Source organism: Bradyrhizobium genosp. P (genome assembly GCF_049949265.1).
GTDB lineage: Bacteria > Pseudomonadota > Alphaproteobacteria > Rhizobiales > Xanthobacteraceae > Bradyrhizobium.
Window position 1 is genome coordinate 599629 of sequence record NZ_CP188195.1, and the last position, 24750, is coordinate 624378.

The 24750-nt window shown below is 63.9% G+C and carries 26 protein-coding genes and 1 tRNA gene; 14 read left to right on the forward strand and 13 right to left on the reverse strand.

Annotation, left to right across the window (positions count from 1 at the left end):
* Nucleotides 1–105 precede the first annotated feature (105 nt).
* The 3 genes from ACP2YO_RS02960 to ACP2YO_RS02970 all read left to right on the forward strand — a co-directional run bounded on the left by ACP2YO_RS02960 (nt 106) and on the right by ACP2YO_RS02970 (nt 4095).
* Entirely contained in the window at nt 106–1596 is a 1491-nt protein-coding gene (locus ACP2YO_RS02960) for an MFS transporter (RefSeq protein WP_426438908.1), read from the forward strand.
* A gap of 27 nt (nt 1597–1623) precedes the next feature.
* A complete protein-coding gene (otsB, locus tag ACP2YO_RS02965; protein WP_426443524.1) occupies nt 1624–2430 on the forward strand; it encodes a trehalose-phosphatase in 807 nt (268 codons plus the stop codon).
* A gap of 213 nt (nt 2431–2643) precedes the next feature.
* Nucleotides 2644–4095: a trehalose-6-phosphate synthase gene (locus ACP2YO_RS02970; protein ID WP_426438910.1), complete on the forward strand. Its 1452-nt coding sequence runs from the start codon at nt 2644–2646 to the stop codon at nt 4093–4095.
* 417 nt (nt 4096–4512) lie between these two features.
* Here the strand turns inward: ACP2YO_RS02970 and ACP2YO_RS02975 are convergent, their stop codons facing one another.
* On the reverse strand, nt 4513–5553 hold the full coding sequence (locus ACP2YO_RS02975; protein ID WP_426434447.1) for an IS110 family transposase: 1041 nt from the start codon (nt 5551–5553) through the stop codon (nt 4513–4515).
* 617 nt (nt 5554–6170) lie between these two features.
* Between ACP2YO_RS02975 and ACP2YO_RS02980 the strand changes: the two genes are divergently transcribed.
* A tRNA-Ser gene (locus ACP2YO_RS02980) sits at nt 6171–6260 on the forward strand.
* A 135-nt stretch (nt 6261–6395) separates the two neighbouring features.
* On the opposite strand, the gene ACP2YO_RS02985 is transcribed toward ACP2YO_RS02980, so the two are convergent.
* Nucleotides 6396–6698 carry a putative quinol monooxygenase gene (locus ACP2YO_RS02985; RefSeq protein WP_426438912.1) on the reverse strand — a complete coding sequence of 101 codons (303 nt, stop codon included), beginning with the start codon at nt 6696–6698 and terminating at the stop codon, nt 6396–6398.
* A gap of 100 nt (nt 6699–6798) precedes the next feature.
* Here ACP2YO_RS02985 and ACP2YO_RS02990 point away from each other — a divergent pair, with 100 nt between their 5' ends.
* Nucleotides 6799–7764, forward strand: coding sequence for a GlxA family transcriptional regulator (locus ACP2YO_RS02990; RefSeq protein ID WP_426438914.1), 966 nt, complete (start codon nt 6799–6801; stop codon nt 7762–7764).
* Between the two features lie 30 nt (nt 7765–7794).
* Here the strand turns inward: ACP2YO_RS02990 and ACP2YO_RS02995 are convergent, their stop codons facing one another.
* Together ACP2YO_RS02995 and ACP2YO_RS03000 are read right to left on the reverse strand one after the other, a co-directional pair.
* Nucleotides 7795–8097, reverse strand: a complete 303-nt coding sequence (locus ACP2YO_RS02995; protein ID WP_426438916.1) for an AzlD domain-containing protein — start codon at nt 8095–8097, stop codon at nt 7795–7797.
* On the reverse strand, nt 8090–8767 hold the full coding sequence (locus ACP2YO_RS03000) for an AzlC family ABC transporter permease (RefSeq protein WP_426443525.1): 678 nt from the start codon (nt 8765–8767) through the stop codon (nt 8090–8092). Before ACP2YO_RS03000 ends, ACP2YO_RS02995 begins: the two co-directional genes overlap by 8 nt.
* Before the next feature lie 74 nt (nt 8768–8841).
* On the opposite strand from ACP2YO_RS03000, the gene ACP2YO_RS03005 reads away from it, so the two are divergent.
* Nucleotides 8842–9444 carry a CGNR zinc finger domain-containing protein gene (locus ACP2YO_RS03005; RefSeq protein WP_426438918.1) on the forward strand — a complete coding sequence of 201 codons (603 nt, stop codon included), beginning with the start codon at nt 8842–8844 and terminating at the stop codon, nt 9442–9444.
* 55 nt (nt 9445–9499) lie between these two features.
* Here the strand turns inward: ACP2YO_RS03005 and ACP2YO_RS03010 are convergent, their stop codons facing one another.
* On the reverse strand, nt 9500–10879 hold the full coding sequence (locus tag ACP2YO_RS03010) for a flavin monoamine oxidase family protein (protein WP_426438921.1): 1380 nt from the start codon (nt 10877–10879) through the stop codon (nt 9500–9502).
* Between the two features lie 354 nt (nt 10880–11233).
* Between ACP2YO_RS03010 and minC the strand changes: the two genes are divergently transcribed.
* The 4 genes from minC to ACP2YO_RS03030 are packed head-to-tail and all read left to right on the forward strand — an operon-like array spanning nt 11234 to nt 13342.
* Complete coding sequence (minC, locus tag ACP2YO_RS03015; RefSeq protein WP_426438923.1) at nt 11234–11929, forward strand: septum site-determining protein MinC; 696 nt, start codon at nt 11234–11236, stop codon at nt 11927–11929.
* 20 nt (nt 11930–11949) lie between these two features.
* Nucleotides 11950–12765 carry a septum site-determining protein MinD gene (gene minD, locus ACP2YO_RS03020; protein WP_426438925.1) on the forward strand — a complete coding sequence of 272 codons (816 nt, stop codon included), beginning with the start codon at nt 11950–11952 and terminating at the stop codon, nt 12763–12765.
* Nucleotides 12765–13043 (forward strand): cell division topological specificity factor MinE, encoded by a 279-nt coding sequence (gene minE, locus ACP2YO_RS03025; protein ID WP_426443526.1) that lies wholly within the window; start codon nt 12765–12767, stop codon nt 13041–13043. Before minD ends, minE begins: the two co-directional genes overlap by 1 nt.
* The gene (locus ACP2YO_RS03030) at nt 13040–13342 is read left to right on the forward strand and encodes a hypothetical protein (RefSeq protein WP_426438927.1); all 303 of its coding nucleotides are present in this window, start codon (nt 13040–13042) and stop codon (nt 13340–13342) included. The genes minE and ACP2YO_RS03030 overlap by 4 nt, the downstream gene beginning before the upstream one ends.
* 120 nt (nt 13343–13462) lie before the next feature.
* Here ACP2YO_RS03030 and ACP2YO_RS03035 read toward each other — a convergent pair whose 3' ends face one another.
* The 3 genes from ACP2YO_RS03035 to ACP2YO_RS03045 form a co-directional block, all read right to left on the reverse strand.
* The gene (locus tag ACP2YO_RS03035; RefSeq protein WP_426438929.1) at nt 13463–14269 is read right to left on the reverse strand and encodes an NAD-dependent protein deacetylase; all 807 of its coding nucleotides are present in this window, start codon (nt 14267–14269) and stop codon (nt 13463–13465) included.
* Nucleotides 14270–14363: 94 nt separating this feature from the next.
* Nucleotides 14364–14543: a hypothetical protein gene (locus tag ACP2YO_RS03040; protein ID WP_426438931.1), complete on the reverse strand. Its 180-nt coding sequence runs from the start codon at nt 14541–14543 to the stop codon at nt 14364–14366.
* 32 nt (nt 14544–14575) lie between these two features.
* Entirely contained in the window at nt 14576–14782 is a 207-nt protein-coding gene (locus ACP2YO_RS03045) for a hypothetical protein (RefSeq protein ID WP_426438933.1), read from the reverse strand.
* A gap of 300 nt (nt 14783–15082) precedes the next feature.
* Here ACP2YO_RS03045 and ACP2YO_RS03050 point away from each other — a divergent pair, with 300 nt between their 5' ends.
* Nucleotides 15083–15325 carry a hypothetical protein gene (locus ACP2YO_RS03050; protein WP_426438935.1) on the forward strand — a complete coding sequence of 81 codons (243 nt, stop codon included), beginning with the start codon at nt 15083–15085 and terminating at the stop codon, nt 15323–15325.
* Nucleotides 15326–15333: 8 nt separating this feature from the next.
* On the opposite strand, the gene ACP2YO_RS03055 is transcribed toward ACP2YO_RS03050, so the two are convergent.
* Entirely contained in the window at nt 15334–15798 is a 465-nt protein-coding gene (locus tag ACP2YO_RS03055) for an Lrp/AsnC family transcriptional regulator (protein ID WP_426438937.1), read from the reverse strand.
* 160 nt (nt 15799–15958) lie between these two features.
* Here ACP2YO_RS03055 and ACP2YO_RS03060 point away from each other — a divergent pair, with 160 nt between their 5' ends.
* The 3 genes from ACP2YO_RS03060 (at nt 15959) to ACP2YO_RS03070 (ending at nt 18412) form a co-directional block, all read left to right on the forward strand.
* Entirely contained in the window at nt 15959–16972 is a 1014-nt protein-coding gene (locus ACP2YO_RS03060; protein WP_426438939.1) for a 1-aminocyclopropane-1-carboxylate deaminase, read from the forward strand.
* 107 nt (nt 16973–17079) lie between these two features.
* Nucleotides 17080–17343, forward strand: coding sequence for a hypothetical protein (locus ACP2YO_RS03065; RefSeq protein ID WP_426438941.1), 264 nt, complete (start codon nt 17080–17082; stop codon nt 17341–17343).
* A gap of 145 nt (nt 17344–17488) precedes the next feature.
* Entirely contained in the window at nt 17489–18412 is a 924-nt protein-coding gene (locus ACP2YO_RS03070; RefSeq protein ID WP_426438943.1) for a sterol desaturase family protein, read from the forward strand.
* 30 nt (nt 18413–18442) lie between these two features.
* On the opposite strand, the gene ACP2YO_RS03075 is transcribed toward ACP2YO_RS03070, so the two are convergent.
* From ACP2YO_RS03075 to ACP2YO_RS03090, 4 genes are all read right to left on the reverse strand, one after another.
* Nucleotides 18443–19360: a metallophosphoesterase gene (locus ACP2YO_RS03075; RefSeq protein WP_426438945.1), complete on the reverse strand. Its 918-nt coding sequence runs from the start codon at nt 19358–19360 to the stop codon at nt 18443–18445.
* Nucleotides 19361–19485: 125 nt separating this feature from the next.
* The gene (locus tag ACP2YO_RS03080; RefSeq protein ID WP_426438947.1) at nt 19486–21234 is read right to left on the reverse strand and encodes a flavin-containing monooxygenase; all 1749 of its coding nucleotides are present in this window, start codon (nt 21232–21234) and stop codon (nt 19486–19488) included.
* Between the two features lie 226 nt (nt 21235–21460).
* Entirely contained in the window at nt 21461–23320 is a 1860-nt protein-coding gene (gene recQ / locus ACP2YO_RS03085) for a DNA helicase RecQ (protein ID WP_426438949.1), read from the reverse strand.
* Nucleotides 23321–23487: 167 nt separating this feature from the next.
* Entirely contained in the window at nt 23488–24723 is a 1236-nt protein-coding gene (locus tag ACP2YO_RS03090; protein ID WP_426438951.1) for a DUF2235 domain-containing protein, read from the reverse strand.
* Nucleotides 24724–24750 lie beyond the last annotated feature (27 nt).

Here is a 24750-nt window from a genome sequence, read left to right on the forward strand (position 1 = left end):
GGGGCCTGCGTTGACCCGGCGTGGCGGGCATCCCGTTTGCCGCAATACCGGGAGTGAGAACCTTGGAACGCTCCGTTCCGGGGCTTTTCCCATTGGTCCTTTTTGATGGCTTTGCAGCGGGCACAGTCTAACCCTGTGACGACGGACGAGGTGAAAGCGCCGGCCGCACAGGACGGCGGCCGCATCATCGAGACCTCGATTCCGCTTCGCCTCGACAATCTGCACTGGAGCGGCTTTCACACCCGCGTGGTGCTGGCGCTCGGCATCACCTGGATCCTCGATGGACTTGAAGTGACACTCGCCGGCGCATTGTCGGGTGCGCTGAAGGACAGCCCGGCGATGAAGTTCAGCAACGCCGATATCGGCCTTGCCAGCAGCGCCTATCTCGCCGGCGCGGTGCTCGGCGCGCTCGTCTTCGGCTGGCTCACCGACCGGATCGGGCGCAAGAAGCTGTTCTTCATCACGCTGGCGCTGTATCTGTCGGCCACTGCGGCGACCGCGCTGTCGTGGAATGTTGCAAGCTACGCGCTGTTTCGATTCCTCACCGGCGCCGGCATCGGCGGCGAGTACACCGCGATCAATTCGACCATCCAGGAACTGGTGCCGGCGCGCTATCGCGGCTGGACCGATCTCGTCATCAACGGCAGCTTCTGGATCGGCGCCGCGATCGGCGCGGTGAGCGCGATCATCCTGCTCGATCCCGCGGTACTGGCGCCAGATCACGGCTGGCGGATCGCGTATTTCACGGGCGCTGCGCTCGGCCTCATCGTGCTGTTGATGCGGATGTGGATTCCCGAGAGCCCGCGTTGGCTGATGATTCATGGCCAACCCGAAGCGGCCAACAAGATCGTCAGCGATATCGAGACGTCCGTCCTCGGTCATGAACAACCGGGCGACGGTTTCGAGACAATCAAGATACGGATGCGCGATCACACACCGCTGCGCGAGGTCGCAACCACGCTGTTCTCGACCTATCGGCAGCGTTCGCTGGTCGGGCTCACGCTGATGGCCGCGCAGGCGTTCTTCTACAACGCGATCTTCTTTACCTTCGCGCTCGTGCTGACCGATTTCTTCGGCATCCCGGCCAACGACGTCGGCTGGTACATCCTGCCGTTTGCCGCGGGCAATTTCCTCGGGCCGCTGTTGCTCGGCCGTCTGTTCGACACGCTCGGCCGCCGCACCATGATCGCGCTGACCTACGGCGTGTCCGGCGTGCTGCTCGCGTTGTCCGGCTATCTGTTTTCGATCGGCGCACTCAGCGCGCAGAGCCAGACGATCGCCTGGATGGTGATCTTCTTCTTTGCCTCGCCGGCCGCGAGCGCCGCCTATCTAACCGTCAGCGAGACCTTTCCGCTGGAGGTCCGTGCGCTCGCGATTGCCCTGTTCTATGCGATCGGCACCGGCATCGGCGGCGTGGCGGGGCCGGCGCTGTTCGGCGTACTGATCGACACCGGATCGCGCAACTCTGTTTTCGCCGGCTACCTCCTGGGGTCGGCGCTCATGATCGTGGCGGCAGTGGTCGCGTGGCGCTACGCCGTCGCGGCCGAGCGAAAATCGCTCGAATCCGTCGCACGACCGCTGGCATTTGTGGAGTAGAATGACATGAAGCAGGACGTGGCCCAAATGCACATGGACGAAGACATCGCCCCTGACCACAACGTGGCGCCGGACAGCGTGCCGGTGCCGGCGGCGCTGATCCCGCATCTCAGTCAAACCGCGGTGCTGCTCGATATCGACGGTACCCTGCTCGATTTTGCGCCGACGCCGCGCGAGGTCTGGGTGCCGCCAGATCTGTCGAAAACGCTGAAGCGGCTGCATGAGCGTACCAACGGGGCGCTGGCGCTGGTCAGCGGCCGCTCGCTCAATGACATCGATCTTATCTTTGCGCCGGACGTATTCCCCGCGATCGGCGGTCACGGTGCAGAGATGCGGCTTCCAACCGACAGCGAAGCGGTGGCCGCGCATGCGCCGCCGCTCGACAAGGAATTGAAGCGCCGCCTTGCTGCGATCGCCAAGCTCAGCCCCGGCATCCTGCTCGAGGACAAGGGCTACTCGTTGGCGCTGCACTATCGCCTCGCCCCGCAGGCGGAGAAGGCGATCTATGAAGCTGTGTCGCTGATCCGCGCCGAGCTGCCGAACGCGCCGATCGAGGTGCTGCCGGGCAAGAGCGTCTGCGAGATCAAGGCCTCCGGCTTCACCAAGGCGACCGGCGTGCGTGAGCTGATGATGCACGAGCCGTTCAAGGGACGGCGCCCGTTCTTCATCGGCGATGATGTGACCGACGAGACCGTGTTTGCAATCATGCCCGACTACAATGGCCTCGCCTTTTCCGTCGGCCGCCGCGCCACCGGCGTGGCCGGGCAATTCGACGCGCCGAGCGATGTGCGCGAATTCCTCGCGCATCTGCTCGATGACGTGATAGGAACGTGAGCCTGTCCTAACCGAGTCACACACATCGCGATCGATTCGAATGCGGTGCTTTTGCGTCGTGACATGGACCTCGCATGTAGTTTTCTTTTTGCGAGTTCCCGTGAGTTCCTTCGCGCTTCGCCAGAATTTGGTTTCATTTGGGAGATTCCTTGATGAGGAACCATCTTGATGAATGGTTGTTAATACTCAAGTTGACCAACAGGAGGGGACCTGGTGAACCTCGTCGTCGTATCGAACCGCGTTTCGCGCGGAAAACCTAATGAACCCATGACGGGGGGGCTGGCTGCGGCATTGTTGCCTGTCGTTGAGAAGAACGGAGCGATCTGGGTTGGTTCCAGCGGACGTGTCCGCGACGGGAGTCTCAAGGAACCCTTTGCAGAAGTTGAAGCGCTCGGCGCCGGTGCGCTGGCGATGCTTGATCTGCCGGCGGCGCATTACGGCGGCTACTACGAAGGCTTCGCCAATTCGGCGCTGTGGCCCGCTCTGCATTCGCGGGCTGATCTGATTCGCGTGTCGCAGGACGATTATGGCAGCTATCGCGAGGTGAACGCCTTCATGGCGCGCGCGCTGCTGCGATTCCGTAAGCCCGATTCCGTATTCTGGATCCAGGACTATCATTTCCTCGCGCTCGGCGCCGAGTTGCGCGATCTCCAGGTGACGCAACCGATCGGTTTCTTCCTGCACACGCCGTGGCCCACGCGTGCGGTGATCTCGGGCGTGCCGCACCATCGCGAGCTGATCGAGGCGATGCTCGCCTATGATTTGATAGGCTTCCAGACCGACGAGGATTGCGAGAACTTCCTGAGCTACGTGCAGAACGATCTCGACCTTGTGGTTTGCGACGGCGTCATCACCTCGTCGTTCGGTCGCACCCGCGCCGCGGTGTTTCCGATCGGCATCGATCCGCAAAAATTCGCCCAGCTCGCGACCAAGGCGATGACGCATCCCGATGTGTCGCGGCTGCGGCGCAGCCTCAATGGCGAGAAGCTCGCGATCGGCGTCGACCGGCTCGACTATTCCAAGGGCATCGGCAATCGCATCAAGGCGTTCGACCGGATGTGGACGGTATATCCGAATCTCAGGCGGTCGGTGTCGCTGCTGCAGATCGCCACGCCCTCGCGCGGCGCGATCGAGGCCTATGGCAATCTGCAGAACGAGCTTGCCAAGCTCGTCACCGACATCAACGGCGCGCATGGCGAGGTGGACTGGACCCCGATCCGTTATCTTAACAAGGGCTACAGCCAGGCCGTGCTCGCGGGCCTCTACCGCACCGCGCAGGTCGGCGTCGTGACGCCGCTGCAGGACGGCATGAACCTCGTCGCCAAGGAATATGTCGCGGCGCAGAATCCGGCCGATCCCGGCGTGCTGGTGCTGTCGAAATTCGCCGGCGCCGCCAATGAGCTCGACGCCGCGTTGCTGGTCAATCCGCATGATATCGACGGCATGGCGCGCACCATCGCGGCTGCGCTCGCGATGCCCGTGACCGAGCGGCGAATGCGCTGGGAAGCGATGATGGCGAAGCTCAACGCTGGCACCATCCAGCGATGGTTCGCCGACTTCATCGAGGCGTTGCAGGACACGCGGAGCACGGGCAGCGCGATCGTCGCCGATCCGCCGACCCTGTGGCCGCGCCGCGTGCCTGACATCGCGGCGCGGTATCATTGAGCGCTGTCGCAAGTTAAGCCGTTGTCCCGGTGAAGGCCGGAGGGGACCAAGATATCCTCGGCGAGGGACGGTGCCAGCGATCGCTCGCCGGTGCGTAGTGGTGAAGCGATGAGATGCTCCGCACCAACCGTGCTGTCGTCCCGGCGAAGGCCGGGACCCATATGTGGACGGCCCCCGTGGCACAAGAGCTTTTTGAGCGGATCGGATCGCTTGCATCCATATGTCCGGCCTTTTGAGTGCGATCGGATGGATCGCTGGCCAAGATGGTTTGCGCGATGCGAGTTCCAAACAACCACGCGGCCTGTTGACGGCCGATGGGTCCCACGGACTGTCTCGCATCGTTGCTCGATCGATCGCTCCATCTGCTCCTGCAGCTCCGGGTCGGCTGACGAGCGAGCCCGCCAGCCGGCCAATCTGTTAGACGGCGACTGCCGCGGTGGCATTGATCCGTGCGGCGTCATAACTCTCGCCGGTCGCCATCAGCTTCCAGGCGATGCGGGCCACCTTGTTGGCGAGCGCCACGGCGGCAAGCTTCGGTGGCTTGCGCTTGATCAGGGCCAGCAGCCAGCGCGAGTGATGGCCGCGCCCGCGTCTGGCCTGCTGGATGACCGCCGTTGCCCCGATCACCAGCAGGCGGCGCAGGTCCTCGTCGCCCGCCCGCGTGATCTTGCCAAGCCTGGTTTTGCCGGCGGTGGAGTGATCCTGGGGGGTGAGGCCGAGCCAGGCTGCGAAGTGACGGCCGGAGCGGAAAGCATGGGGATCGGGTGTCTTCATCACGAGCGTCGTTGCAACGATCGGCCCGACAGAAGGGATCTGCGCCAGACGCCGGCCCACGGCGTCGGAGCGGTGCCAGGCCATCAATCTGGCTTCGATCTCCTGCAGCTCGCCCACGAGTCTGGTGTAGTCGCGGCCCAGCACCGTAAACAGCTCGCGTGCCAGGGCAGGAAGCGTCTCGTCCTGCGCAATCCGCGCCAGCAGCGGCTCGATCTTGTCGGTCCCTTGGGCCCCGATCAGGCCAAACTCCGCCGCATGGCCGCGGATCATATTGCCGAGCTGGGTGCGCCGGGCGATCAATCCAGCGCGGACACCCGTCAGCATCAGCGCGGCCTGCTGCTCGACCGTCTTGACCGGCACGAACCGCATGCTCGGCCGGCTCATCGCTTCACACAGCGCCTCCGCATCCCGACCGTCGTTCTTGTTCCGCGACACATAGGGCTTCACCAATTGCGGCGCCATCAACTTCACCTCGTGGCCCAGCTTGCGAAGCTCCCGTGCCCAATGGTGCGAGGCCCCGCAGGCCTCCATCCCGATCACGGTCGGCGGCAACTTGGCGAAGAACTCCAGCACCTGCTTGCGCGCAAGCTTCTTGCGCAACACAGGCTGTTCCGCCGCATCAACCCCATGCAGCACAAAAATATACTTCGACGTATCCATTCCAATGCGGATAATCTCTCTCACGGACGGCTCCCTTGTCTGAGATTTGCAACAACCTCATTCTGGCACACTGATGCCGTAGGGGGCCGTCCACACCATCAGCCACCGAATTCGGTTATTGAGAGGGCTGTGGCCCCAGCGTCGCGCAACAATTGTCACTTGTGGTTATGGGTCCCGGCCTCCGCCGGGACGACACCGAATATTTTGCGCCACGTGGCGAATCATACAATCGCGTTCTCGCGACGTGATTTCTCCGAGCTTCGCATTTCGTTTGCCCTTTCTCTTCCTAACACTGAGTTGCGCTTCCAATAAACAGAAATATTTTTGATGCGAGGGCTTGCCCTGTCGGGCAAATCAGTGATTGGCGTTGGCTGGACACCATTGCACTCGTCATTCCGACACGCGACCCGAACAGGCGCGCGGCAGGCGCCTTGCGGGATTGATATCGAGCATCCCGGTGATTTGCGCCGATCCGTGATCGATCGTCGGCCAAAACCTCGCGACCGTTCCAACAAAGCCGCTGGACGGAAGCCTGGCTCAAGTCAAATTATCGAACAGTTCCATAGAGTTGGGGAAATTTCGCGCCCGATGCCCGCGCTCCCTTGCAAAATCCGCCTCAGGCCTTCAAGAGAATGCCTCCCGGAGAGATGGCCGAGTGGCTTAAGGCGCACGCTTGGAAAGCGTGTGTGCGGGAAACCGTACCGTGGGTTCGAATCCCACTCTCTCCGCCACAGCTCAAACAGAACCGCGAACGCCGGGCGCAGCCGATTTTGCGGCTGCGCGGCGGCGAGGGTTCTGAGCAGATCGCCCTTCGATCCCATGATGCGGACGGCCGCCCGCGCTAACGGATGCGGCCATTCTTCAGCCTATCCCGACAGTTTTGCCGCGAGAAGGTCGACTTTCTCGATCGTGGGCGGAGCCGCCAGCAACTCGTCGACCTTGGACATAAGCGCCGCGGCGATGGCGCCGCCGAGATGGGCCTGCCGGCCAGCCTCGTCGGTGAAGGCGTCAAAGATGCCGAACGTGCTGGGGCCGAACTGAAGCGCGAACCACACGGGCGTCGACGCCTCTCCCTGCGCCAGCGGCAGTGCGCTTTCGAGAAACGCCTTCAGCGTGGCTTCCTTTCCCGGCTTGGCTTCAAGGCGTACATACAGTGCGAGCTTCACCATCGGTCTCTCCGTTTTCTGGTGCAATGACGAACCGGAAGATTAAGAGAAACAGGCCGTCGATGCGCTTGGCAAGATCGACATTTTTGATACTATTCCTGCCATGCTTATCGACATTCTCGCGCTCGACGGGGTTTTCGACACCGGCCTTGCCGCGGTGCAGGATACGTTCGCGATAGCGGCTGAACTGGGGAGGGAGCAGGGCGGGCTCTCAGCTCCGATCCTCACGCGCGTCGTCGGCGTCAGGCGCGGTGTGACAACGGCCAACGGTCTGAAGGTTCCGACACAGATGGCATCGGCCTTGTCGCGCCCAGACATCATCGTCGTGCCGGCGCTCGCGGCCAAGACGCCAGAGACCCTGGCCGGTGCGCTCGGCCACCGAGACGTTGCCAAGGCGGGGACGCTGCTGCGCGACCGCCGGACCGAGGGCGTAATGGCGGCCGCCGCTTGCACGGGCACCTTCGTTCTCGCCGAAAACGGATTGCTTGATGGCCGAAAGGCGACGACCAGTTGGTGGTTGGGACCGTTTTTCAGGGCGCGCTATCCGAAAGTCGTTCTCGATGATGGGCGCATGGTCGTTCGATCGAACGACGTCGTGACCGCAGGCGCGGCGCTTGCGCATTTCGACCTCGCCCTCTGGCTCGTACGCGGGATCAGCCCGGCGCTGGCCGCTGTCACAGCGCGTTATCTGATGGTCGACCCGCGCTCCTCGCAGGCGGCCTATGCCATACCGGATCACCTGATCCACGCAGACGCAGTGGTCGAGCGCTTCGAGCGCTGGGCCCGCGAGAACTTGTCCAACGGATTTTCCCTGGACGATGCGTCACGCGCGATCGGCGCCAGCCCGCGCACCTTGGCGCGACGACTGCGCGCCGTGCTAGGCAAGTCGCCGCTGTCCTATTTTCAGGATTTGCGAGTCGAACGCGCAGTCCATCTGTTGCAAACGACCGGCGAAAGCGTCGAGCGAATCGCGATCGGGGTCGGCTATTCCGACGCCGTCACCTTGCGTAATTTGTTGCGCCGCCGGCTTGGGCGCAGTGCATCCCAGTTGCGCAGGCTGGAAGGCTGACCTGCGCTCAGCTCGCGCCAGCGACGCGTCTCACACCCCGATCGCCGCTGCCGCCAACGCCGCGCCGAACCCGGCACCGAGCGCGGCCCATTCCCTCGCGGTGATCGCCATGGTCACGAGCGCGACCAGCGTGCCGATCAGACCGGCCAGCCCGCCGGACAAGCAGCCGGCAACGATGAATGCGACGAACAGATTGCCGGGCGCGAGACGGAGAAATCGGGCGACAAAACCATCGTCGCGCAGCGACGTCGCCAGTACGTATCCGCCGGCGCGCATGGCATAGCAGGTGGTGCCGAGGATGACGATGGCGCCGAAAAGGTGCAGATCATCCATCACTCTTGCCCCTCATGCTCACGAGCGTGCCGCAGCCGCCTCCGATCAGCATCGACCAGCTCGGATCGACAAACCGCGCGACCACCAGCGCGACGATGGCGGATGTGAGCCATGGCCAGAGCGATTTCGTGCCGTTCCATTGGCTCGGAATCAGCGTCGCGATGAACATCGTCGGCAGCAGGGCCGCTGCAAGCCTCAGCGATCCATTCGCGGTCAGCGGCGCGACATAGGCCAGCGCGGTGCCGCCGATCCATCCGACCGCCATCGGGATGCTCGCGCCGACGAAGTAGCCGGCGTCAGGCCCGTTGCGCTTGGCGTCCGAACTCGTCATCAGCCACGACGCATCCGCCAGCAGGAACAGGCTGGGCAGCATCTTCCGGTTGGCCAATCCGTCAAACAGCTGGCGCAAATGGGCGCCCATCAGTAAGTATCGCGAATTGGTGGCGATGCATGCGATCACCATGGCGACGATCGGCAGCGGGCTCGCCCACATGCTCAGGATGATGGCCTGGGCGGTGGCGGAATAGAGCAGGAGGCTGAACAGGACGGCATGCAGCGCTCCGAGACCGAGGCCCTTGTAGGTCAGTCCCATCACGAGGCCCGCGACCCCATTGCTGAGGATGAAGGGCAGCGCCGCGACCAGGCCTCGCCTGAGGCCGGCTGCCGTCATCACGGGGGCGGGGGGATCCGGTCGGACGCTTGTAATGGTCATGACCATTAGATTAGATGTCGTGAGAGGCTGTGATGTCAAGGGATACCGCGCGGGCCGCGACGCAATTCTTCGGCGGACGGGTCTGTCTCGACTTCGCCAATACGCTCGACTGGCGAACGTCTGATGCTCCGCAGGAGCTGATCCCGGACTACGCATCGTTGTTGTCGTGGAGCGAACGTCGCGGCACGTTGCCCGTCGCCGCGAGCAGGAAGCTGCGCAGGCGCGCGGCAAGCGACGAAGCCGCAGCTACCATGCAAACGGCGTACGCCCTGCGCCACGATATCTGGACCATCGCAGACCGGCTTCGCGCCGGTCATGGCGTGGATCTCCGGCTGGTCAACCGGATGCTGTCAGTGGCGCCTCGCCAGCCCGAACTCGTCCGGCAGGATCGCGGATATCGCCACGCTCTCGGCGGGGCCGAAATCAACGAGCCGCTGTGGCCGGTGCTTTGGTCGCTCACCGCGCTGCTGGCGTCCGACGATGCCACGCGCATCGGATGCTGCGAGGCTCAGGGCTGCGGCTGGTTCTTCGTCGACGAGAGCCCCAACCGGACCCGCCTGTGGTGCTCGAGCGAGGTGTGCGGCAATCGCGAGCGGGCGCGGCGTGCCTATGCGAAACGCAAGGGCGCGTCATGATCGCGCGTCATGAGGGCTGCGCAGCGGATCGCGGCGGAATACATCCGCGGTACGCTCAGCCGCCGGCGTTGTTGACGTCGCTTGCAGCGCGATGGCCGGAGCGGACTGCGCCCTCGATCCATGCAGGGTATTCCGACGTGTGCTCGCCGGCGAAATGGATTCGTCCTTCCTGTCCCGCGAGCCGTCCCTTCCATCTGAAGAGATCTCCGGGGTAGGGAATGCCGTAGGCGCCGCGCGCCCAGGGATCGAGCTGCCAGGAATAGCTGACGCATTCCTCGACGTGGCGCTCGGCTCCCGGGAAAACCTCCTCGATCCTCTCAATCGCCCACCGCATGCGATCCGGCTCGCTCATCGCATCCATCGCAACGGCGCGCTCGCCCTGCTGATAGAGCTGAAGCACGCCCCGATGGCCGTTGCTCGGCCATTGCGGACTCCAGATTTCAGCCCCGGTATCGAGTTGGGCAAAACCGCTGAGTTGCTCGGCCTCCCAGAAGCGGGAGCGCATCCGGAAGGCGACCTTGGCAACATTGACGTATCGCATCTCTGCCAGGATTTGCCGCCGCGCCGGGCTGAGCAACGGCTCGAATGTGATCGTCGGCAGCACCGAATTGGGAATCGTGCAGATCAGTGCATCCGCTGCAATCGTCATCGTCCGACCATCGCTGATAACGGTGACTTCGACGCGATCTGCAAACTGGGTCACCGCCAGAACGGGCGTACCGAGCAGGATATCGCCCCGAAGGCGCGCTGCGATGGCGTTCGGAAGGCTGTCGTTGCCGCCTTCGATGATCGACAGACCCTCTCGATCGTAATGCACGAGGACCCGGGTCAGCATCAGCGGCGAAATCGCCGTGGGGAACGCGCCGAGGGTGAGCAGCTTGATGGCGGCCTGCGACAGGCCGCGCTCGGCCAGATAGTCCGGAACGTTGAGTCGATCGAGGTCGGCCAGTTGCTCCGGAGGCCAGGCGGGCGTGTCGATGGCGCCAGTCGCAAGCAGCCTGTCCACATTATCGAGAAGGTAGGTCTTGACGATCCCGGCGTAGCCGAGCGCGCGTTCGTTCGCCGGCAACGCAACCGCCTCTGCCAGCCCGGCGCCTGGATCGAGCGGCCAACGCCGGCCGTCGATGAACGCCAGATTTGTCAGCTTCTGCGGATAAAGCGGATGAAGCACGAGGCCCATGCGGCTGATGTAGTCGAGAGCCCAAGGATGCGAACGGGGGATGCGACCGGCTCCCGCCTCGGCGATCGGCGTGCCATCGCTTCCCCGCTGCGTGTGGACCCGTCCACCAACGCGATCGCGCGCTTCGATGATCGTGACCTCGTGGCCGACATGCTCGAGTTCGAGCGCCGCGACCAGGCCGCTCATTCCGGCGCCGGCGATCAGGACCTTTTGTCGCCTGCCGGTCTGCCGAAGTCGCTGTGGTTTTGTAGGCATCGCCAAACTCGCACTCAAATATCGAAGCAGTCTCGGATGTCCGTCGAGACACGCTGTATGGAAGCCTTTGTACCTGAGAGGTTGGCGACGAAGGTGCTAAAAATGGTCGTACGTTGCACCGATATTGGCACAATTGGCCGCGATCAGGGACATCCGGTCCGCCTTTGCGATGCGCAGTTATCTGGCGGCAGGGGCGCTGGCCCTGGGCCCATCGAGCACATCCCAGGTCGGATGCCGCGTCCTTCCCAGAATCCTCACTCTGCCCAAATCCGTGAAAACCCTGATCTTATTAACCATTGATTAACCATGGATGACGAATGTTAACCATTCGACAAGACAACCGAGTCAGGGGCGATGGACGCTACTCAGCAGGCATCACGTCAACAGGTCCGCATGCGCGGCCGCTCCTATGTCGCGTTCGTTTTCTCGCCGGTGGTGCCGATCGTTGACTGGCTGACTGAGATCGATGCGACCTTGGCGCGCTCGCCCGGCTTCTTTGCCGGCAAGCCCGTCGTGCTCGATCTGGCGTCCGTTGACCTCAGCCAGTCCGCGATCGCGCATCTCGTCGGAAGCCTTGATCAACGCAACATCCGCGTGCTCGGCATCGAAGGCGTCGACGAAGCCAAGCTCTCTGCCAACATGCCGCCGCTGCTGACCGGCGGGCGGTCTTGTGTCGTCACCCAGGTCGATCCGCCCGCGCAGGCGAAGACCAAGGCGAAGTCGCCGTCGCTGCTGCTCGAGAGCCCGGTGCGCTCCGGCCAGTCGATCGTCTTCGCCGAGGGCGACGTCACCGTGCTCGGCTCGGTCGGCTCCGGCGCTGAGATCGTGGCCGGCGGCTCGATCCATGTCTATGGCACGCTGCGCGGCCGCGCGATGGCCGGAATCAACGGCAATTCGGCGGCCCGGATCTTCTGTCAGAAGATCGAGGCCGAGTTGCTCGCCATCGACGGCTACTACCAGACCGCTGACGAGATCTCTGACAGCTTGCGCAACCGGCCCGCCCAGGCGTGGCTCGAAGGCGAAATGCTGAAGATCACACCATTGAACTGATCGACGACAAGGAGAATAAAATGGCCAAAGTCTTGGTCGTGACGTCTGGAAAAGGCGGGGTCGGAAAGACGACATCCACCGCCGCGCTTGGTGCTGCGCTCGCGCAGATGGGGCAGAGCGTCGCCGTCATCGATTTCGACGTCGGCTTGCGCAACCTCGATCTCGTCATGGGCGCGGAGCGCCGGGTGGTGTTCGACCTCATCAATGTGGTGCAGGGCGTCGCAAAACTTTCGCAGGCCCTGATTCGCGACAAGCGGCTGGAGAACCTCTGGCTGCTGCCGGCATCGCAGACCCGCGACAAGGATGCGCTGACGGACGAGGGCGTCAAGCGGGTGATCTCGGACCTCAGGACCAAGTTCGACTGGATCCTGTGCGACAGCCCGGCCGGCATCGAGCGCGGCGCTACGCTGGCCATGCGCTACGCCGACGAGGCCATCATCGTCACCAATCCGGAAGTCTCCTCGGTTCGCGACTCCGACCGCATCATCGGCATGCTCGATTCCAAGACCGCCCGCGCCGAGCGCGGCGAGCGGGTCGAGAAGCATCTGTTGATCACCCGCTACGACAGCGCCCGCGCCGCGCGCGGCGAAATGCTGTCGATCGACGACATCCTCGAAATCCTCGCCACGCCGCTGCTCGGTATCGTGCCGGAAAGCCAGGACGTGCTGCGCGCCTCCAACGTCGGATGCCCGGTCACGCTGAGCAACGCGGACAGCCTGCCGGCCCGGGCCTATATCGACGCCGTGCGCCGGCTGATGGGTGAGACGGTCGCGATGACGGTGCCGGTCGAGCGCAGGGGCCTGATGGATCGGCTGCTCCGACGGAGGGCCGCATGATGAACCTGATGCGGCTGTTCGGCGGCCGAGATGCGTCCGCGCCGGTGGCACGGGAGCGGTTGCAGATCCTGCTTGCGCATGAGCGCGGCCGGAACAGTGCGTCCGACCTTCTGGAAGTTCTCCGCGCGGAAATCCTCGGCGTGGTGTCCAAGCACATCGACCTCGATCCCGACAAGGTCGTGGTCCGGATGGACCGGGGCAAGTTCGTCTCGATGCTCGAGGTCGATATCGAGGTGCCCAACGGCGTGCAACGATCAATGATGGTGGCGGCCACATGACGGCAGACAGCAATAGTCACATCGCCTGGCATCGCGCGCAGCTCAGGAAGCATCGCGTGGCGTTGAAGGCACTCGAGGTCGGTCAGCTCGGCGATCCCACCTGTGGCACGGGCCGTCGAACGCAAACGATGATCGCCGAATTGCAGCGCAAGATCGCCGAATCCGGCCGCTGCATTGCCGAATACGAGCGCCGGACCCGGCGTCCGCTGGCCACGGACCGCGGCAGCCTCGCCAGCGTGAGCTGGACGCACTGGAGCACCAGTCCGGTGAATACCCGGCCACAGCGACGTCGCGCCTGAGGCGCGCGCGACAAATTGCCTCCGTCATTGCGAGCGGAGCGAAGCAATCCATCTGTCCGCATGCTCGGTTACAATGGATTGCTTCGCTCCGCTCGCAATGACGTGGAGGGGCTCGATCCGCTACAGCAAAAACGACAGCGCCGTCTCGCACTGGTCTTCGACCTTGAGCGCGAGCAGAGCGTCGGCCCGGGTGCGGCCGAGATTGACCGCGGCGACCGGCAGCCCGCGCTGGGCTGCCGCTTGCACGAAGCGGAAGCCGGAATAGACCATCAGCGAGGAGCCGACGACCAGTACGGCGTCGGCCTGCTGTAGATGGGCCTGTGCTGATGCCACGACGTCCCGCGCGACATTTTCGCCGAAGAACACCACGTCGGGTTTGAGAACGCCGCCGCAGGCCTCGCAGGCCGGGACCACGAACGATGAAAAGTCCTCGTGATCGAGATCGGCGTCGCCGTCAGGCGCGTCCGCGGCATCGAATGCGAGCCAGGCAGCATTGAGCCGTGCCAGCTCGCCCTGAAATTGCTCGCGCGGCATCGTCGCGGCGCAGCCGAGGCAGCGCACCACATCGAGCCGCCCATGCAGGTCGATGACCTGCCGGCTGCCCGCGGCCTGATGCAGCCGATCGACGTTCTGGGTCACGAGCTGCTCGCAGCGTCCTTGCGCTTCGAGGCAGGCAAGCGCGCGATGCGCGTCGTTCGGCGCGGCGCGGCCGAACCGCCGCCACCCGATCAGGCTCCGCGCCCAATAACGCTGCCGCGTGCCCGTCTCGCCGAGGAACGCCTGGATGGTGACCGGCCGCGTCCGCTTCCAGTTGCCGTCGCTGTCGCGATAATCGGGAATGCCGGAATTGGTGCTGCAGCCGGCCCCGGTCAGGACAAACAGGCGCTTGTGCCTGTCGACGAAATTTTCCAGGGCGCGATGTTGCATGGGGCACATCTAGTGCGGCCGGAGCATCTTCGCCAGTCGCGCCGCGGTATCGATCAGGTCGGGATTCTGCCGTGTCGTGCCGCCATGTGGCCGATCAGCCGATCTTCCACAGGCCTTTATGGATGTCGAACTTCACCAAACCCTCGTCGCGCATTTTCAGCAGCAGGGTTTGGCAGGCTTCCTCGTTCGGCATGTTGGCGCGTTTCATCAGCTGGTAGACCTTGAGCGGCTTCTCGCGCAGCGCGCTCAGGATATTTTCTCGATCGTTCAGCACGACTTATTCTCCCGCCACCACGGCGCGCTCACTCACTGCGAGTACGACAGCTGCTCTTCCGTCACGACGCGCTCGACATTGTCCGACTTGCTCTTGATGCGGTAGCGAAGCCGCCCGTCCGCCTCGATCGGCATGCGTTGAACGATGGTGTAGAGCATCGGCTGGTCGGCCTCGGCACGGCCCTGCGGGCCCTGCGGCCGATGGTGAACGTTTTCATTCAGCTTGTAGGCGTGTGACATCTGTCCACCTCTGCGATTTAGGGGTTGCTCTAACGTAGACCGTGCTGCGGCGCAATGGAGCGTGACCTTCCGCGTGAAGGCGAGTGGCTGCTCCGACGGATGCGCCAAGCCTTTCCGGAATACGCTGGAGAACGTAAGCGACATTGACTGAAAACGCTGCAAAAATCCATCGAATACTTGCGTTCGACGACCATCGCGTCAGTCCATTGGACGGGTTCCCTGCCGGCTTTTCGCGGCATCGATTGCCATTTGATCTCCGGAGGCGGATGCTGCCAGCCAACAACACACAGGGGGAGCCACATGAGCAAGCCAGGTCTCGACCACCGGCACCACAACAAGGATGGCGAAATCAGCGGTAAGCACGGCGACACGCTGCTGCGGACCCTGCGCAAGATTTACGGACCGGGCTTCGCGGCGGGTTATCCCGAGACGGAGAAGCTGAGCGACATCCTGGGTCATCTGAACGAGACGTCGTTGAGCCAGCTGCGCCGCGATCATGAGACCGGCCATCTCGGTCACAAGATCACCAAGGCCTCGAAGTAGTCTCTCGTTCAAAACTCCAGCGCTGCATTGTCGACCACCTCCTTCATCACGAAGAAAGTGCGAGTCTGCCGCACGCCGGGCAGCGCGATCAGCTGCTCGCCATGGATGCGCTTGAAGTCGTCGACGTCGCCGGCGCGGATCTTCAGGAAGTAATCGAAGTCGCCGGCAACGAGGTGGCAGTCGAGCACGCATTTCAGTTTTGCCACCGCCTGCTCGAAGCTCGCAAAGCTCTCGGGCGTGGAACGGTCGAGCACGACACCGACCATCACCAGCGTGCCCTTGCCGAGCTTGCGCGGCGCGACCATGGCGCGGACGCCGCTGACGAAGCCCTCGTCGAACAGCGCCTGCGTGCGGCGATGGCAAGTTGCCGGGCTGACGCCGACCTGATCGGCCAGTTCGGCGTTGCTGAGCCGGCCGTTCTTCTGCAGCAATCTCAGCATCTTGAGGTCGGTACGATCGAGCCGAATGGCCATGGAAGAATCTTCCGCACATAAGTCAAATGATGGAAGAAAGGATAATGAAGGTGAGAGAAAGCGCAATGTTTATCGAATGCGGCACCCGAGTTAGAGAGCACCTTTCGCGCCGTCGGTGCTAGTTATTTGCCAACGCCAGATCATCAACGGGGATGCCAGCATGCTGGAAAAATTCGCGCGCTATCCGCTCACCTTCGGGCCGACGCATATCGAGAAGCTCGATCGTCTTTCAAAACATCTCGGCGGCAAGGTCGAGCTGTACGCAAAACGCGAAGACTGCAATTCCGGGCTCGCCTTCGGCGGCAACAAGCTGCGCAAGCTCGAATACATCATTCCCGATGCGATCGCCTCCAATGCCGACACGCTGGTCTCGATCGGCGGCGTGCAGTCGAACCACACACGGATGGTGGCGGCGGTTGCGGCCAAGATCGGCATGAAGTGCCGCCTGGTGCAGGAAAGCTGGGTGCCGCATGAGGACGCGGTCTATGACCGCGTCGGCAACATTCTGCTGTCGCGTGTGATGGGCGCCGATGTGCGTCTGGTCGACGAAGGTTTCGACATCGGCATCCGCAAGAGCTGGGAGCAGGCGATCGAGGAGGTCAAGGCCGCGGGCGGTAAGCCCTACGCGATTCCGGCCGGCGCCTCCGTGCACAAATATGGCGGGCTCGGCTATGTCGGTTTCGCCGAGGAAGTGCGCGCGCAGGAGAGGCAGAGCGGCGTCAAGTTCGACTACATCGTGGTGTGCACCGTCACCGGCTCGACTCATGCCGGCATGCTGGTCGGCTTTGCGGCTGACGGACGCGCGCGCAACGTGATCGGCATCGACGGCTCGTTCACGCCTGATCAGACCAAGGCGCAGGTGCTGGGAATCGCGCAGGGCACCGCAAAGCTGGTCGAGCTTGACCGCGAGATCGTCGCTGACGACGTCGTGCTGATCGAGGATTATGCCTACCCCGCCTATGGCGTGCCGTCGGACGAAACCAAGGAGGCGATCCGCCTCTGCGCCCGACTTGAAGGCATGATCACCGATCCCGTCTATGAGGGGAAATCGATGCAGGGCATGATCGACCTCGTGCAGAAGGGCTACTTCCCGGCCGGCTCGAAGGTGCTTTACGCCCATCTCGGCGGCGCGCCGGCGCTCAACGGCTATGCCTACGCCTTCCGTAACGGCTGAGGCCGGCCGGGCGGGGGGCTCCCCTCGCCAATTGTAACGTCTCGTGTCAGGTTTGTGTCAGCTTGTGTCGGTATCCTCTCGGACGCCGGGCAAGTCGGGAGACCTGCATGAGGATGATGAATGCGTTCGGCCGCGCCATTGCGGCTCTCGGCATTGGCATCGCCGCCGTCGGACACTGGTTCTGGATCCATCAGCACCATCCAACGCACGCCGGCCTATGGGCGATGAACGGTGCGTTTGAGCTGTACGCCGGCATTTTCCTGATCGGCGTCGGCGTCCATGCCCTCGCATCCGAGTGCTGGCGCAGCGATTTACGGGAGCCGAACCAACCGGCGGCGTCCTCGGTTCAGGAGAAGAAGCAGGGCAATTGAGGCCTCTCCCTCACCTCGAGAGGGGCTCTCACGACGGGGACTGCCAGCGAAACCGAGGTTTTGATTCACCCGGGCTTAAGGCAAATCCCGCTAAAACGGAGCTGCCGGCTTGGCTTCGCAATGGTCCAGGACTAACGCGGGTAACGTGGACAACATAGTCAGTTCCATCGCTTTCGTGTTCGATGCTTGGCGTGGTCAGGTTTCCGATCCCGGCAAGCAGTTGATCTTCGCTGTCCTGCTCCTGCTGCTGGCCGCTTACAGGGGGTGGCGAGCTTCCTGGTCGCGCCGCGCGGTCGATGCGGTCGAAAGCGTGACGGCGACGCTGGCCATCTTCCAAATCAACATCCTGCTGACGCCTGCCGTGTGGCTATTGTCGGAGCAGTTCAAGGCGCTTTATGCATTGCTCGGGATTCCGAGTGTGCCGAGCTCCGTCTGGGAGGGATTGCCGCTCTGGCTGCTCAGCTTCATCGCCATCCTGGTGCAGGATTTCGCCAATTACTGCAACCATCGCGCCATGCATTTGAATTGGCTGTGGCCGGTGCACGCAATCCATCATTCCGATCCGGTCGTCAACGGCTTGACGACATATCGTATCCACATCCTGGAGGCGCTGGTGATGTGGGGCTCCTACACGATTTTGCTGACATGGCTCGGCATGCCCGCCGACGCCATAGGTATCGGTGCGGTATTCCTGACGCTCCACAACGTCTACGTCCACATCAATGTCGACTGGGGCCATGGCCCGCTGCGCTTGTTGATCGCATCTCCGCGCTTTCACCGCTGGCACCATGCCGATGTGCCGGAGGCTCACGGCAAGAATCTCGCCAACATCTTTCCGTTCTTCGACTGGATGTTCGGCACCTACCGCGTCCCAGGAGCGTGCAACGCACCTGTTGGCGCCGCCGGCATACCGCGCAACGATGTTGTGAAGCTGACATTGTGGCCGCTGCTGGAATGGGCGCGGCTGGCGACCCTCTGGGTCGAGGCAACACGAGCCCGGATCGTCGGCTGGCTGGCGCGCGGCGCTGGCCTGGGTAAGGCGATGCCTTTCGACATCAAGGCAGACTAGGGCCATTCGCTATTCGCGCGCTCTGGCGTCCTATGTCGCCCGCCTCAACGTATGCAACGTGATTTCGGCCGGGCAGTTGAGCCGCACCGGCGCGAGGCTGGTGCCGGCGCCCGTTGATGTGTAGCCGGCGAGATTGTCGAAGCGCCAGGCGCCTTTGCCCATCCGGCGCGGCAGCCGCGCCTCCAGCTTGATCGCGATGCCGCCGGGCAGGCAGAGCTGACCGCCATGGGTGTGGCCGCTCAGCATGAGATCAAAGCCGGCTTGCGCCGCCAAGCGATAGGACTCCGGCGTATGCGCAAGCAGCACCGAAAACGCATCGCGGGGAATTCCTGCTGCGGCCTTCGCGATGTCGTCGGCGCGATAGAAATGCGCGTCGTCGATCCCGGCGAGATGGATCGCGTCGTTGCCGCGCGCAATCGGCTCGGATTCGTTGAACAGCATCCGGATTCCCATCGCCTCCAGCGCCGGGGTCATGCGGATGCTGTCGTGATTGCCGAGGATGCCGTAGAGCGGCGACCTCACGCGAGCGCAAAGATCCTTCATCAGCACGAGGCTCTTGTCGAACGGGCCAAACGTCTTGCCGCGATAATCGCCGGTCAGCATGCAGATGTCGTGGGCGATGTCGCCGACGAAGCCCGTGAGGTGCCGCATCGCGCCAGCGCTGATGTCGGCATGAAGGTCGCTGAGCTGCAGGATGGTGAAGCCGTCGAAGCCGGCCGGCACGCTGGCTGAGGTCACGACGTTTTGCCTCACCTCGACGCGGTCGGCATTGCGCCGGGCGCGGCTATAGAGGCCTGTGGCCTTGAGCGCGGCCTCGACGATCCGGGGCGCCAGCTCCCAGTTCTCGACATTGAACAGCAACGTGCCCTGGCCGAACAGCTGCGCCTCGTGCTCGATCTCGACGGCCAGCCGGCGCGTGACGTGGTCGGCGCCGATCCGCTCGATCAATCCCTGTAACTCTCCTTGCAATTCTCTCTCGGTCATCGCCGTCCGTTTGCACCGCGGGCGAGGGTGCGATTCGGCGCGACACTATCACGCGCGATGACGGCGCGGAAAACAGGAGGTCTGCGGCCTCAGACCATAGGGACGCGCCGGGCGGCGATGGCGGCCGGCGAGATCACCTCGATGTCGAGCGGCACCTGCCAGCGCTCGGTGAAGCGCACCTGCGGCGGCGCGTTGCTGCCGCGTGCGCCTTGCAGCAAGAAGCCGTCATAGCCCGAATTCATCACCTCGTTGCACTTCTGCACATAGACCGGGAAGCCGCCGATATAGGGCATGAACACGCGGGGCCGTCCCGGGATGTTGGTGCCGACATACCATGAACTGCAGGTCGAGCGCAGCGACACCGTCGAGACGTCGGTGACGTGGGCGACCCAGGCGTCTTCGTCTTCACGTGTCGGCTCGATGCTGCCGGCGCCGATGTCGCGCATATGGCCGAGGCAGTCCGCCAGCCAGTCGACATGCTGCTCGATCGCCTGGATCATGCTCGCCAGCACCGACGGGCTACCGGGCCCGGTGATCATGAACAGGTTCGGAAAGCCCTCCGAAGCGAGGCCGAGATAGGCGCGCGGGCCGGCGCGCCATTTTTCGGCGAGCGTCCGGCCGCCGCGGCCGGTGATCCTGATCTTGTCGAACGAGCCGGTCATCGCGGCAAAGCCGGTGGCGGAGACAATCGCGTCGACCTTGTGCTCGGTGCCATCGACCAAGATGGCATCCCGCGCGAAGCGCTCGATCGGCGTCGTCGACACATCGACCAGCTTCACATGCGGCAGATTGTAGGTCTCGAAATAATTTGTATCGACGCAGAGCCGCTTGCAGCCGAATACGTTCTGCGGACACAGCAGCTCAGCTGTCGCGGGATCCTTGACGACGCTGCGGATCTTGGTCCGCGCAAAGTCCGCGATGGTGTCGTTGGCGTCCTTTTCGAACAGCAGGTCGCCAAAGGCACCGAGGAACGGCAGGCCACCGCGTTCCCAGGCTTCCTCATATTCCCGCTCGCGCTCTTCGGCGCTGGCCTGCAATGCGGGCTGGGCGTTGAACGGAAAGTAGAAACCGGTCGGACGCGCGCGGGCCTTGGCGCGCAGTTCCGGATAATGGGCCTTGGCTTCCTTGAGATACTCCGGCGACAGCGCCTCGTTCCACGCCGGCACCGACCATGTCGCGGTGCGCTGGAACACCGTGAGCTGCGAGGCCTGCCGCGCGATGATCGGGATCGACTGAATAGCTGACGAGCCGGTGCCGATGACGCCGACGCGCAGGCCGGTGAAGTCGACGCCCTCATGCGGCCACTCGCCGGTGTGATAGATCGGTCCGCGGAAATCCTCCATGCCGGCGAAGGCCGGACGGTTCGGCGCCGACAGGCAGCCGACCGCCATGATGCAGAATTTCGCCGTGACCTTGTCGCCGCGGTCGGTCTCGACCAGCCATGTGCCCGGTGTTTCGTCGAATGTCGCCGCGGTGACGCGGGTGTCGAACACGATCTGACTGCGCAGATCGAAGCGGTCGGCGACATGGTTGGCGTAGCGAAGAATTTCCGGTTGCGGTGAATATTTTTCCGACCAGTTCCATTCCTGGTCCAGCTCTTCGGAGAACGAGAAGGAATATTGCAGGCTCTCGACGTCGCAGCGCGCGCCGGGATAGCGGTTCCAATACCAGGTACCGCCGACGCCGCCGCCGGCCTCATAGACCCGCGCCGTGAAGCCGAGCCCGCGTAGCCGATGCAGCATGTACATCCCCGCAAAGCCCGCGCCGATCACGACGGCATCCAACGTTGCGGTCTCGGCGGGGCGCACAGCCTTGCGCGCAGCACTCTCCTGAGCCATGGCCCGTCTCTTCCCTGCGTTGGCCGCGCCTCGTTGGACCCGACAAGCAAGATTAGGGCGAGTGCGGCGAGGCCTGCAAGTAAGCGGATTGCCGCGCAGCGAATGGCTCCTATGCCGTGGCGGCCAGCGCTGCGGTATCCGGCCGCTACCTCACTCCAGCCGCTCGACCTTGCGCAGCGACGGCTTCATCTTGAGACCGGGACTCGGCAGGACGGTTGAGAACGGCTCAGCCGTCCGTCCTGTTGACCAGCCGGATCAGCTCGTCGCCGTAATGTTCGAGCTTCTTGTCGCCGATCCCGGCGATGCCGCGCAGCTCGGTCAGCGTGTCCGGTCGCATCGCGGCGATGCCGTCGATGGTGGAATCGTGCAGCACGACATAGGCGGGCACGCCGCGCTGCCGCGCCACTTCCGAGCGCCAGGCACGCAGCGCCGCGTGCAGGGCGGGGTTGGCGGCGCTACCCTTGCTCTCGGTTGAGGGCGCGAGCTCGCCGCGGCGCGACTTGCCGCGGATCGCACGGTTGCGCGCGGTCTCCGGTTGCTCGCGCAGCATCACCGTAGTCTCGCCCTTCAGCACACCGCGGGCGCTCTCGGTCAACTTCAGCGCGCCGAAGGCGTCGCTGCCGGCGCGCAGATGACCCATCGCGACGAGCTGGCGCAGCACCGCGCGCCATTGTTTCTCGTTGAGTTTGCGGCCGATGCCGAACACCGAAAGCTGGTCGTGGCTGAACTGCTTGACGCGCTCGGTCATGCGCCCGACCAGCACGTCGATCAGGTGCATGGCGCCAAACCGCTGTCCGGTGCGATAGACGCAGGACAAGAGTTTCTGCGCCAGCACCTTGCCGTCGCGGACGCGCGGCGGCGTCAGGCAGTTGTCGCAATTGCCGCAGTTCTCGCTCGCTTGCGCCTCGCCGAAATAGCCGAGCAGGCGGTGCCGCCGGCAATGCACGGTCTCGGCGAGCGCGACCAGCGCATCGAGTTTCGCGATCGAAGCCCGCTTGAAGGCGTCGGCGCCGGTCGATTCGTCGATCATGCGGCGCTGCTGCACGATGTCGGAGAGGCCGTAGGCCATCCAGGCGGTCGACGGCTTGCCGTCACGGCCGGCGCGGCCGGTCTCCTGGTAATAGGCCTCGACGCTCTTCGGCAAATCGAGATGCGCGACGAAGCGCACGTCCGGCTTGTCGATGCCCATGCCGAATGCGATGGTGGCGACGATCACGACGCCGTCCTCGTTGATGAAACGGTCCTGGTGCCGGGCGCGCACGCTGGCATCGAGCCCGGCGTGATAGGGCAGCGCTGGAATGCCGGCATCGCTCAGCGACGCCGCGACGTCCTCGACCTTGGCACGCGACAGGCAATAGACCACGCCGGCGTCGCCGGCATGCCGCTCAGTGATGAGGTTCTTGAGTTGCGTCGTCGCGTTCTGCTTGTCGACGATCTCGTATCGGATGTTGGGCCGGTCGAAGCTCGCGACGAATTGCGGCGCGTCGGTGAGCGACAGCCGCTCGGCGATCTCCTTCCGCGTCATCGCATCCGCGGTCGCGGTCAGCGCGATGCGCGGTACGTCGGGAAAGCGCTCGGCGAGCACCGAGAGGCCGATATATTCCGGACGGAAGTCGTGGCCCCATTGCGAGACGCAATGCGCCTCGTCGATCGCAAACAGCGCGATCCTGGCCTGGCCGAGCAGATTGAGGCAGCGCGGCGTCAGCAGCCGTTCCGGCGCGACGTAAAGCAAATCGAGATCGCCCGTGAGCAGCCGCCGTTCGACCTCGGAGGCCTCCTGGTAGGACAGCGTCGAGTTCAGCACCGCGGCGTTGACGCCGGCCTCGGTCAGGCCCGCCACCTGGTCGCGCATCAGCGCGATCAGCGGCGACACCACGATGCCGCAGCCGTCGCGCAGCAGCGACGGCAGCTGATAGCACATCGACTTGCCGCCGCCGGTCGGCATCAGCACCAGGCAATTGCCGCCATCGGTGACGTGGCGGATGATCTTCTCCTGCGCACCGCGAAAGCCGGGCAGGCCGAACACGTGGTTAAGCACGGAGAGGGCGGCGTCCGGCTCCTGGTTTCGAGCTGCAGAGATGGGCATGCGAATGAGGTCGTCCGATGAGCGTGCAGGGCTTGATGGCGCGAGGCTTGACGGTGCAAGGCTTGCCTGATGGAACCGGGCAACGGCAACCTCGCCAGCGATGCAGGCGCAACCTACAACAGGCTCGCCGCGCTTGCGAGCGGCGAACGCAGCTTCTCCAGAGCTGTTTAGGCGACGGAACCGGCGGCCGACGCGCCAATGGGCGCCGGCGCCGGCGTCAGCTCCTCTATCTTGTAGTTCTTCGGCAGGTTGATCGGACGGTAGGTCGGATCCTTCTCCCACTGCTCCAGCACTGAACGGTGGATGGTCGCGCCTTCCGGAATCAGCCGCGGCTCGCCGCGTGGCAGATAGAAGCCGAGGAAGGATTTGCGCTCCGGCCATTCCTTCCACTTGTCGCTCTTTGGAATCCATTCCAGGATTTCCCAGGCGCCCGTCAGCGAATTGTGCAACGGCGCCGTCGCGCTCGGCGGCACATAGACGTGCGTCCGGAGCGGCAACGGCAGTCCCCATGCGAGATGATCGATCAGCGCCTGGTCCATGCGCAGCCCGGCGGCCTTGGCCTGCTCGAGCATCCATATCAGGGGAAATTTCGACGGACCGCTCTCGGTCTCCGGATAGCCGCCGCCGACGTCGCAGTGACAGCCGGCGAACCAGACCTGCCGGATGTCCTGCTCCACCGCCGTCGATGGGTCGAACGGATTCGACCGGTACTTCTGCGGATCGATCCAGCGGTTGAGGCGGAACATGCGCCGCCGCTCGTCGATCGAGATCGCCTGGCGGAAATGCTTGACGCTCGAATTGGTGCGGGTGAAGAGCAGCGTCTGCATGTCGAACAGGAAATTGTCCTGCCGCGGCACGATGATCGAGGCCACGGTGTCCCAGACCCCGATGAAGTCGATATCGATGTTGCGGCCGCCGGCAATCTGGCTGAAATGCCAGGCTTCCTTCAGCGGCGCTTCGTCGAAGGTCCCGTCCGACTTCTGGCTGTCGGAGCTGGCTTTCTTGTAGGTGCTGAAAGCGTAACCGGCGAGGTCGATCTGGTCGACCGGCACCAGCCCCATCACATGGACGAAGGCCGCCAGCACGCGCACCGTGTAGGCCCCGCGGCTGAACCCGAACAGCCAGACCCGGTCGCCGGGCTCCCAAGCTTTGCACAGGAAGACGTAGGCGCCGAGCGTATCCTCGTCGAGGCCGGCGCCGAAGGCCAACCCGATCAGGCCGCGCACCTCCTGCTTGATGCGGCCCCATGTGTTCTGCAGGCCGATCGTGCCGAGGCCGGGATGGTAATAGATCCGCTGGCGGTCGTTCTTCTCGGTGACGCGAAACAGTTTCAGCACGTTGGAAATATTGGCGCCGATCTCATTTCCGGTGCCGTCGCAACAAATCACGATATCCTTCGGCATCCGTTGCCCCCTCCGGCCGCCGTGCAT

What these genes read in the sequence shown, in the direction of transcription:
- ACP2YO_RS03080 (WP_426438947.1), bottom strand. Translation starts at nt 21,234, where the DNA reads ATGGCTCAGGAGAGTGCTGCGCGCAAGGCTGTGCGCCCCGCCGAGACC.
- ACP2YO_RS03000 (WP_426443525.1), bottom strand. Translation starts at nt 8,767, where the DNA reads ATGACGGCAGCCGGCCTCAGGCGAGGCCTGGTCGCGGCGCTGCCCTTC.
- ACP2YO_RS03005 (WP_426438918.1), top strand. Translation starts at nt 8,842, where the DNA reads ATGTCAAGGGATACCGCGCGGGCCGCGACGCAATTCTTCGGCGGACGG.
- minC (WP_426438923.1), top strand. Translation starts at nt 11,234, where the DNA reads ATGGACGCTACTCAGCAGGCATCACGTCAACAGGTCCGCATGCGCGGC.
- ACP2YO_RS02990 (WP_426438914.1), top strand. Translation starts at nt 6,799, where the DNA reads ATGCTTATCGACATTCTCGCGCTCGACGGGGTTTTCGACACCGGCCTT.
- ACP2YO_RS02995 (WP_426438916.1), bottom strand. Translation starts at nt 8,097, where the DNA reads ATGGATGATCTGCACCTTTTCGGCGCCATCGTCATCCTCGGCACCACC.
- ACP2YO_RS03060 (WP_426438939.1), top strand. Translation starts at nt 15,959, where the DNA reads ATGCTGGAAAAATTCGCGCGCTATCCGCTCACCTTCGGGCCGACGCAT.
- ACP2YO_RS03035 (WP_426438929.1), bottom strand. Translation starts at nt 14,269, where the DNA reads ATGCAACATCGCGCCCTGGAAAATTTCGTCGACAGGCACAAGCGCCTG.
- ACP2YO_RS03065 (WP_426438941.1), top strand. Translation starts at nt 17,080, where the DNA reads ATGAGGATGATGAATGCGTTCGGCCGCGCCATTGCGGCTCTCGGCATT.
- ACP2YO_RS03090 (WP_426438951.1), bottom strand. Translation starts at nt 24,723, where the DNA reads ATGCCGAAGGATATCGTGATTTGTTGCGACGGCACCGGAAATGAGATC.
- ACP2YO_RS03030 (WP_426438927.1), top strand. Translation starts at nt 13,040, where the DNA reads ATGACGGCAGACAGCAATAGTCACATCGCCTGGCATCGCGCGCAGCTC.
- minE (WP_426443526.1), top strand. Translation starts at nt 12,765, where the DNA reads ATGAACCTGATGCGGCTGTTCGGCGGCCGAGATGCGTCCGCGCCGGTG.
- ACP2YO_RS02960 (WP_426438908.1), top strand. Translation starts at nt 106, where the DNA reads ATGGCTTTGCAGCGGGCACAGTCTAACCCTGTGACGACGGACGAGGTG.
- ACP2YO_RS03045 (WP_426438933.1), bottom strand. Translation starts at nt 14,782, where the DNA reads ATGTCACACGCCTACAAGCTGAATGAAAACGTTCACCATCGGCCGCAG.
- otsB (WP_426443524.1), top strand. Translation starts at nt 1,624, where the DNA reads ATGCACATGGACGAAGACATCGCCCCTGACCACAACGTGGCGCCGGAC.
- ACP2YO_RS03055 (WP_426438937.1), bottom strand. Translation starts at nt 15,798, where the DNA reads ATGGCCATTCGGCTCGATCGTACCGACCTCAAGATGCTGAGATTGCTG.
- ACP2YO_RS03010 (WP_426438921.1), bottom strand. Translation starts at nt 10,879, where the DNA reads ATGCCTACAAAACCACAGCGACTTCGGCAGACCGGCAGGCGACAAAAG.
- recQ (WP_426438949.1), bottom strand. Translation starts at nt 23,320, where the DNA reads ATGCCCATCTCTGCAGCTCGAAACCAGGAGCCGGACGCCGCCCTCTCC.
- minD (WP_426438925.1), top strand. Translation starts at nt 11,950, where the DNA reads ATGGCCAAAGTCTTGGTCGTGACGTCTGGAAAAGGCGGGGTCGGAAAG.
- ACP2YO_RS02985 (WP_426438912.1), bottom strand. Translation starts at nt 6,698, where the DNA reads ATGGTGAAGCTCGCACTGTATGTACGCCTTGAAGCCAAGCCGGGAAAG.
- ACP2YO_RS03050 (WP_426438935.1), top strand. Translation starts at nt 15,083, where the DNA reads ATGAGCAAGCCAGGTCTCGACCACCGGCACCACAACAAGGATGGCGAA.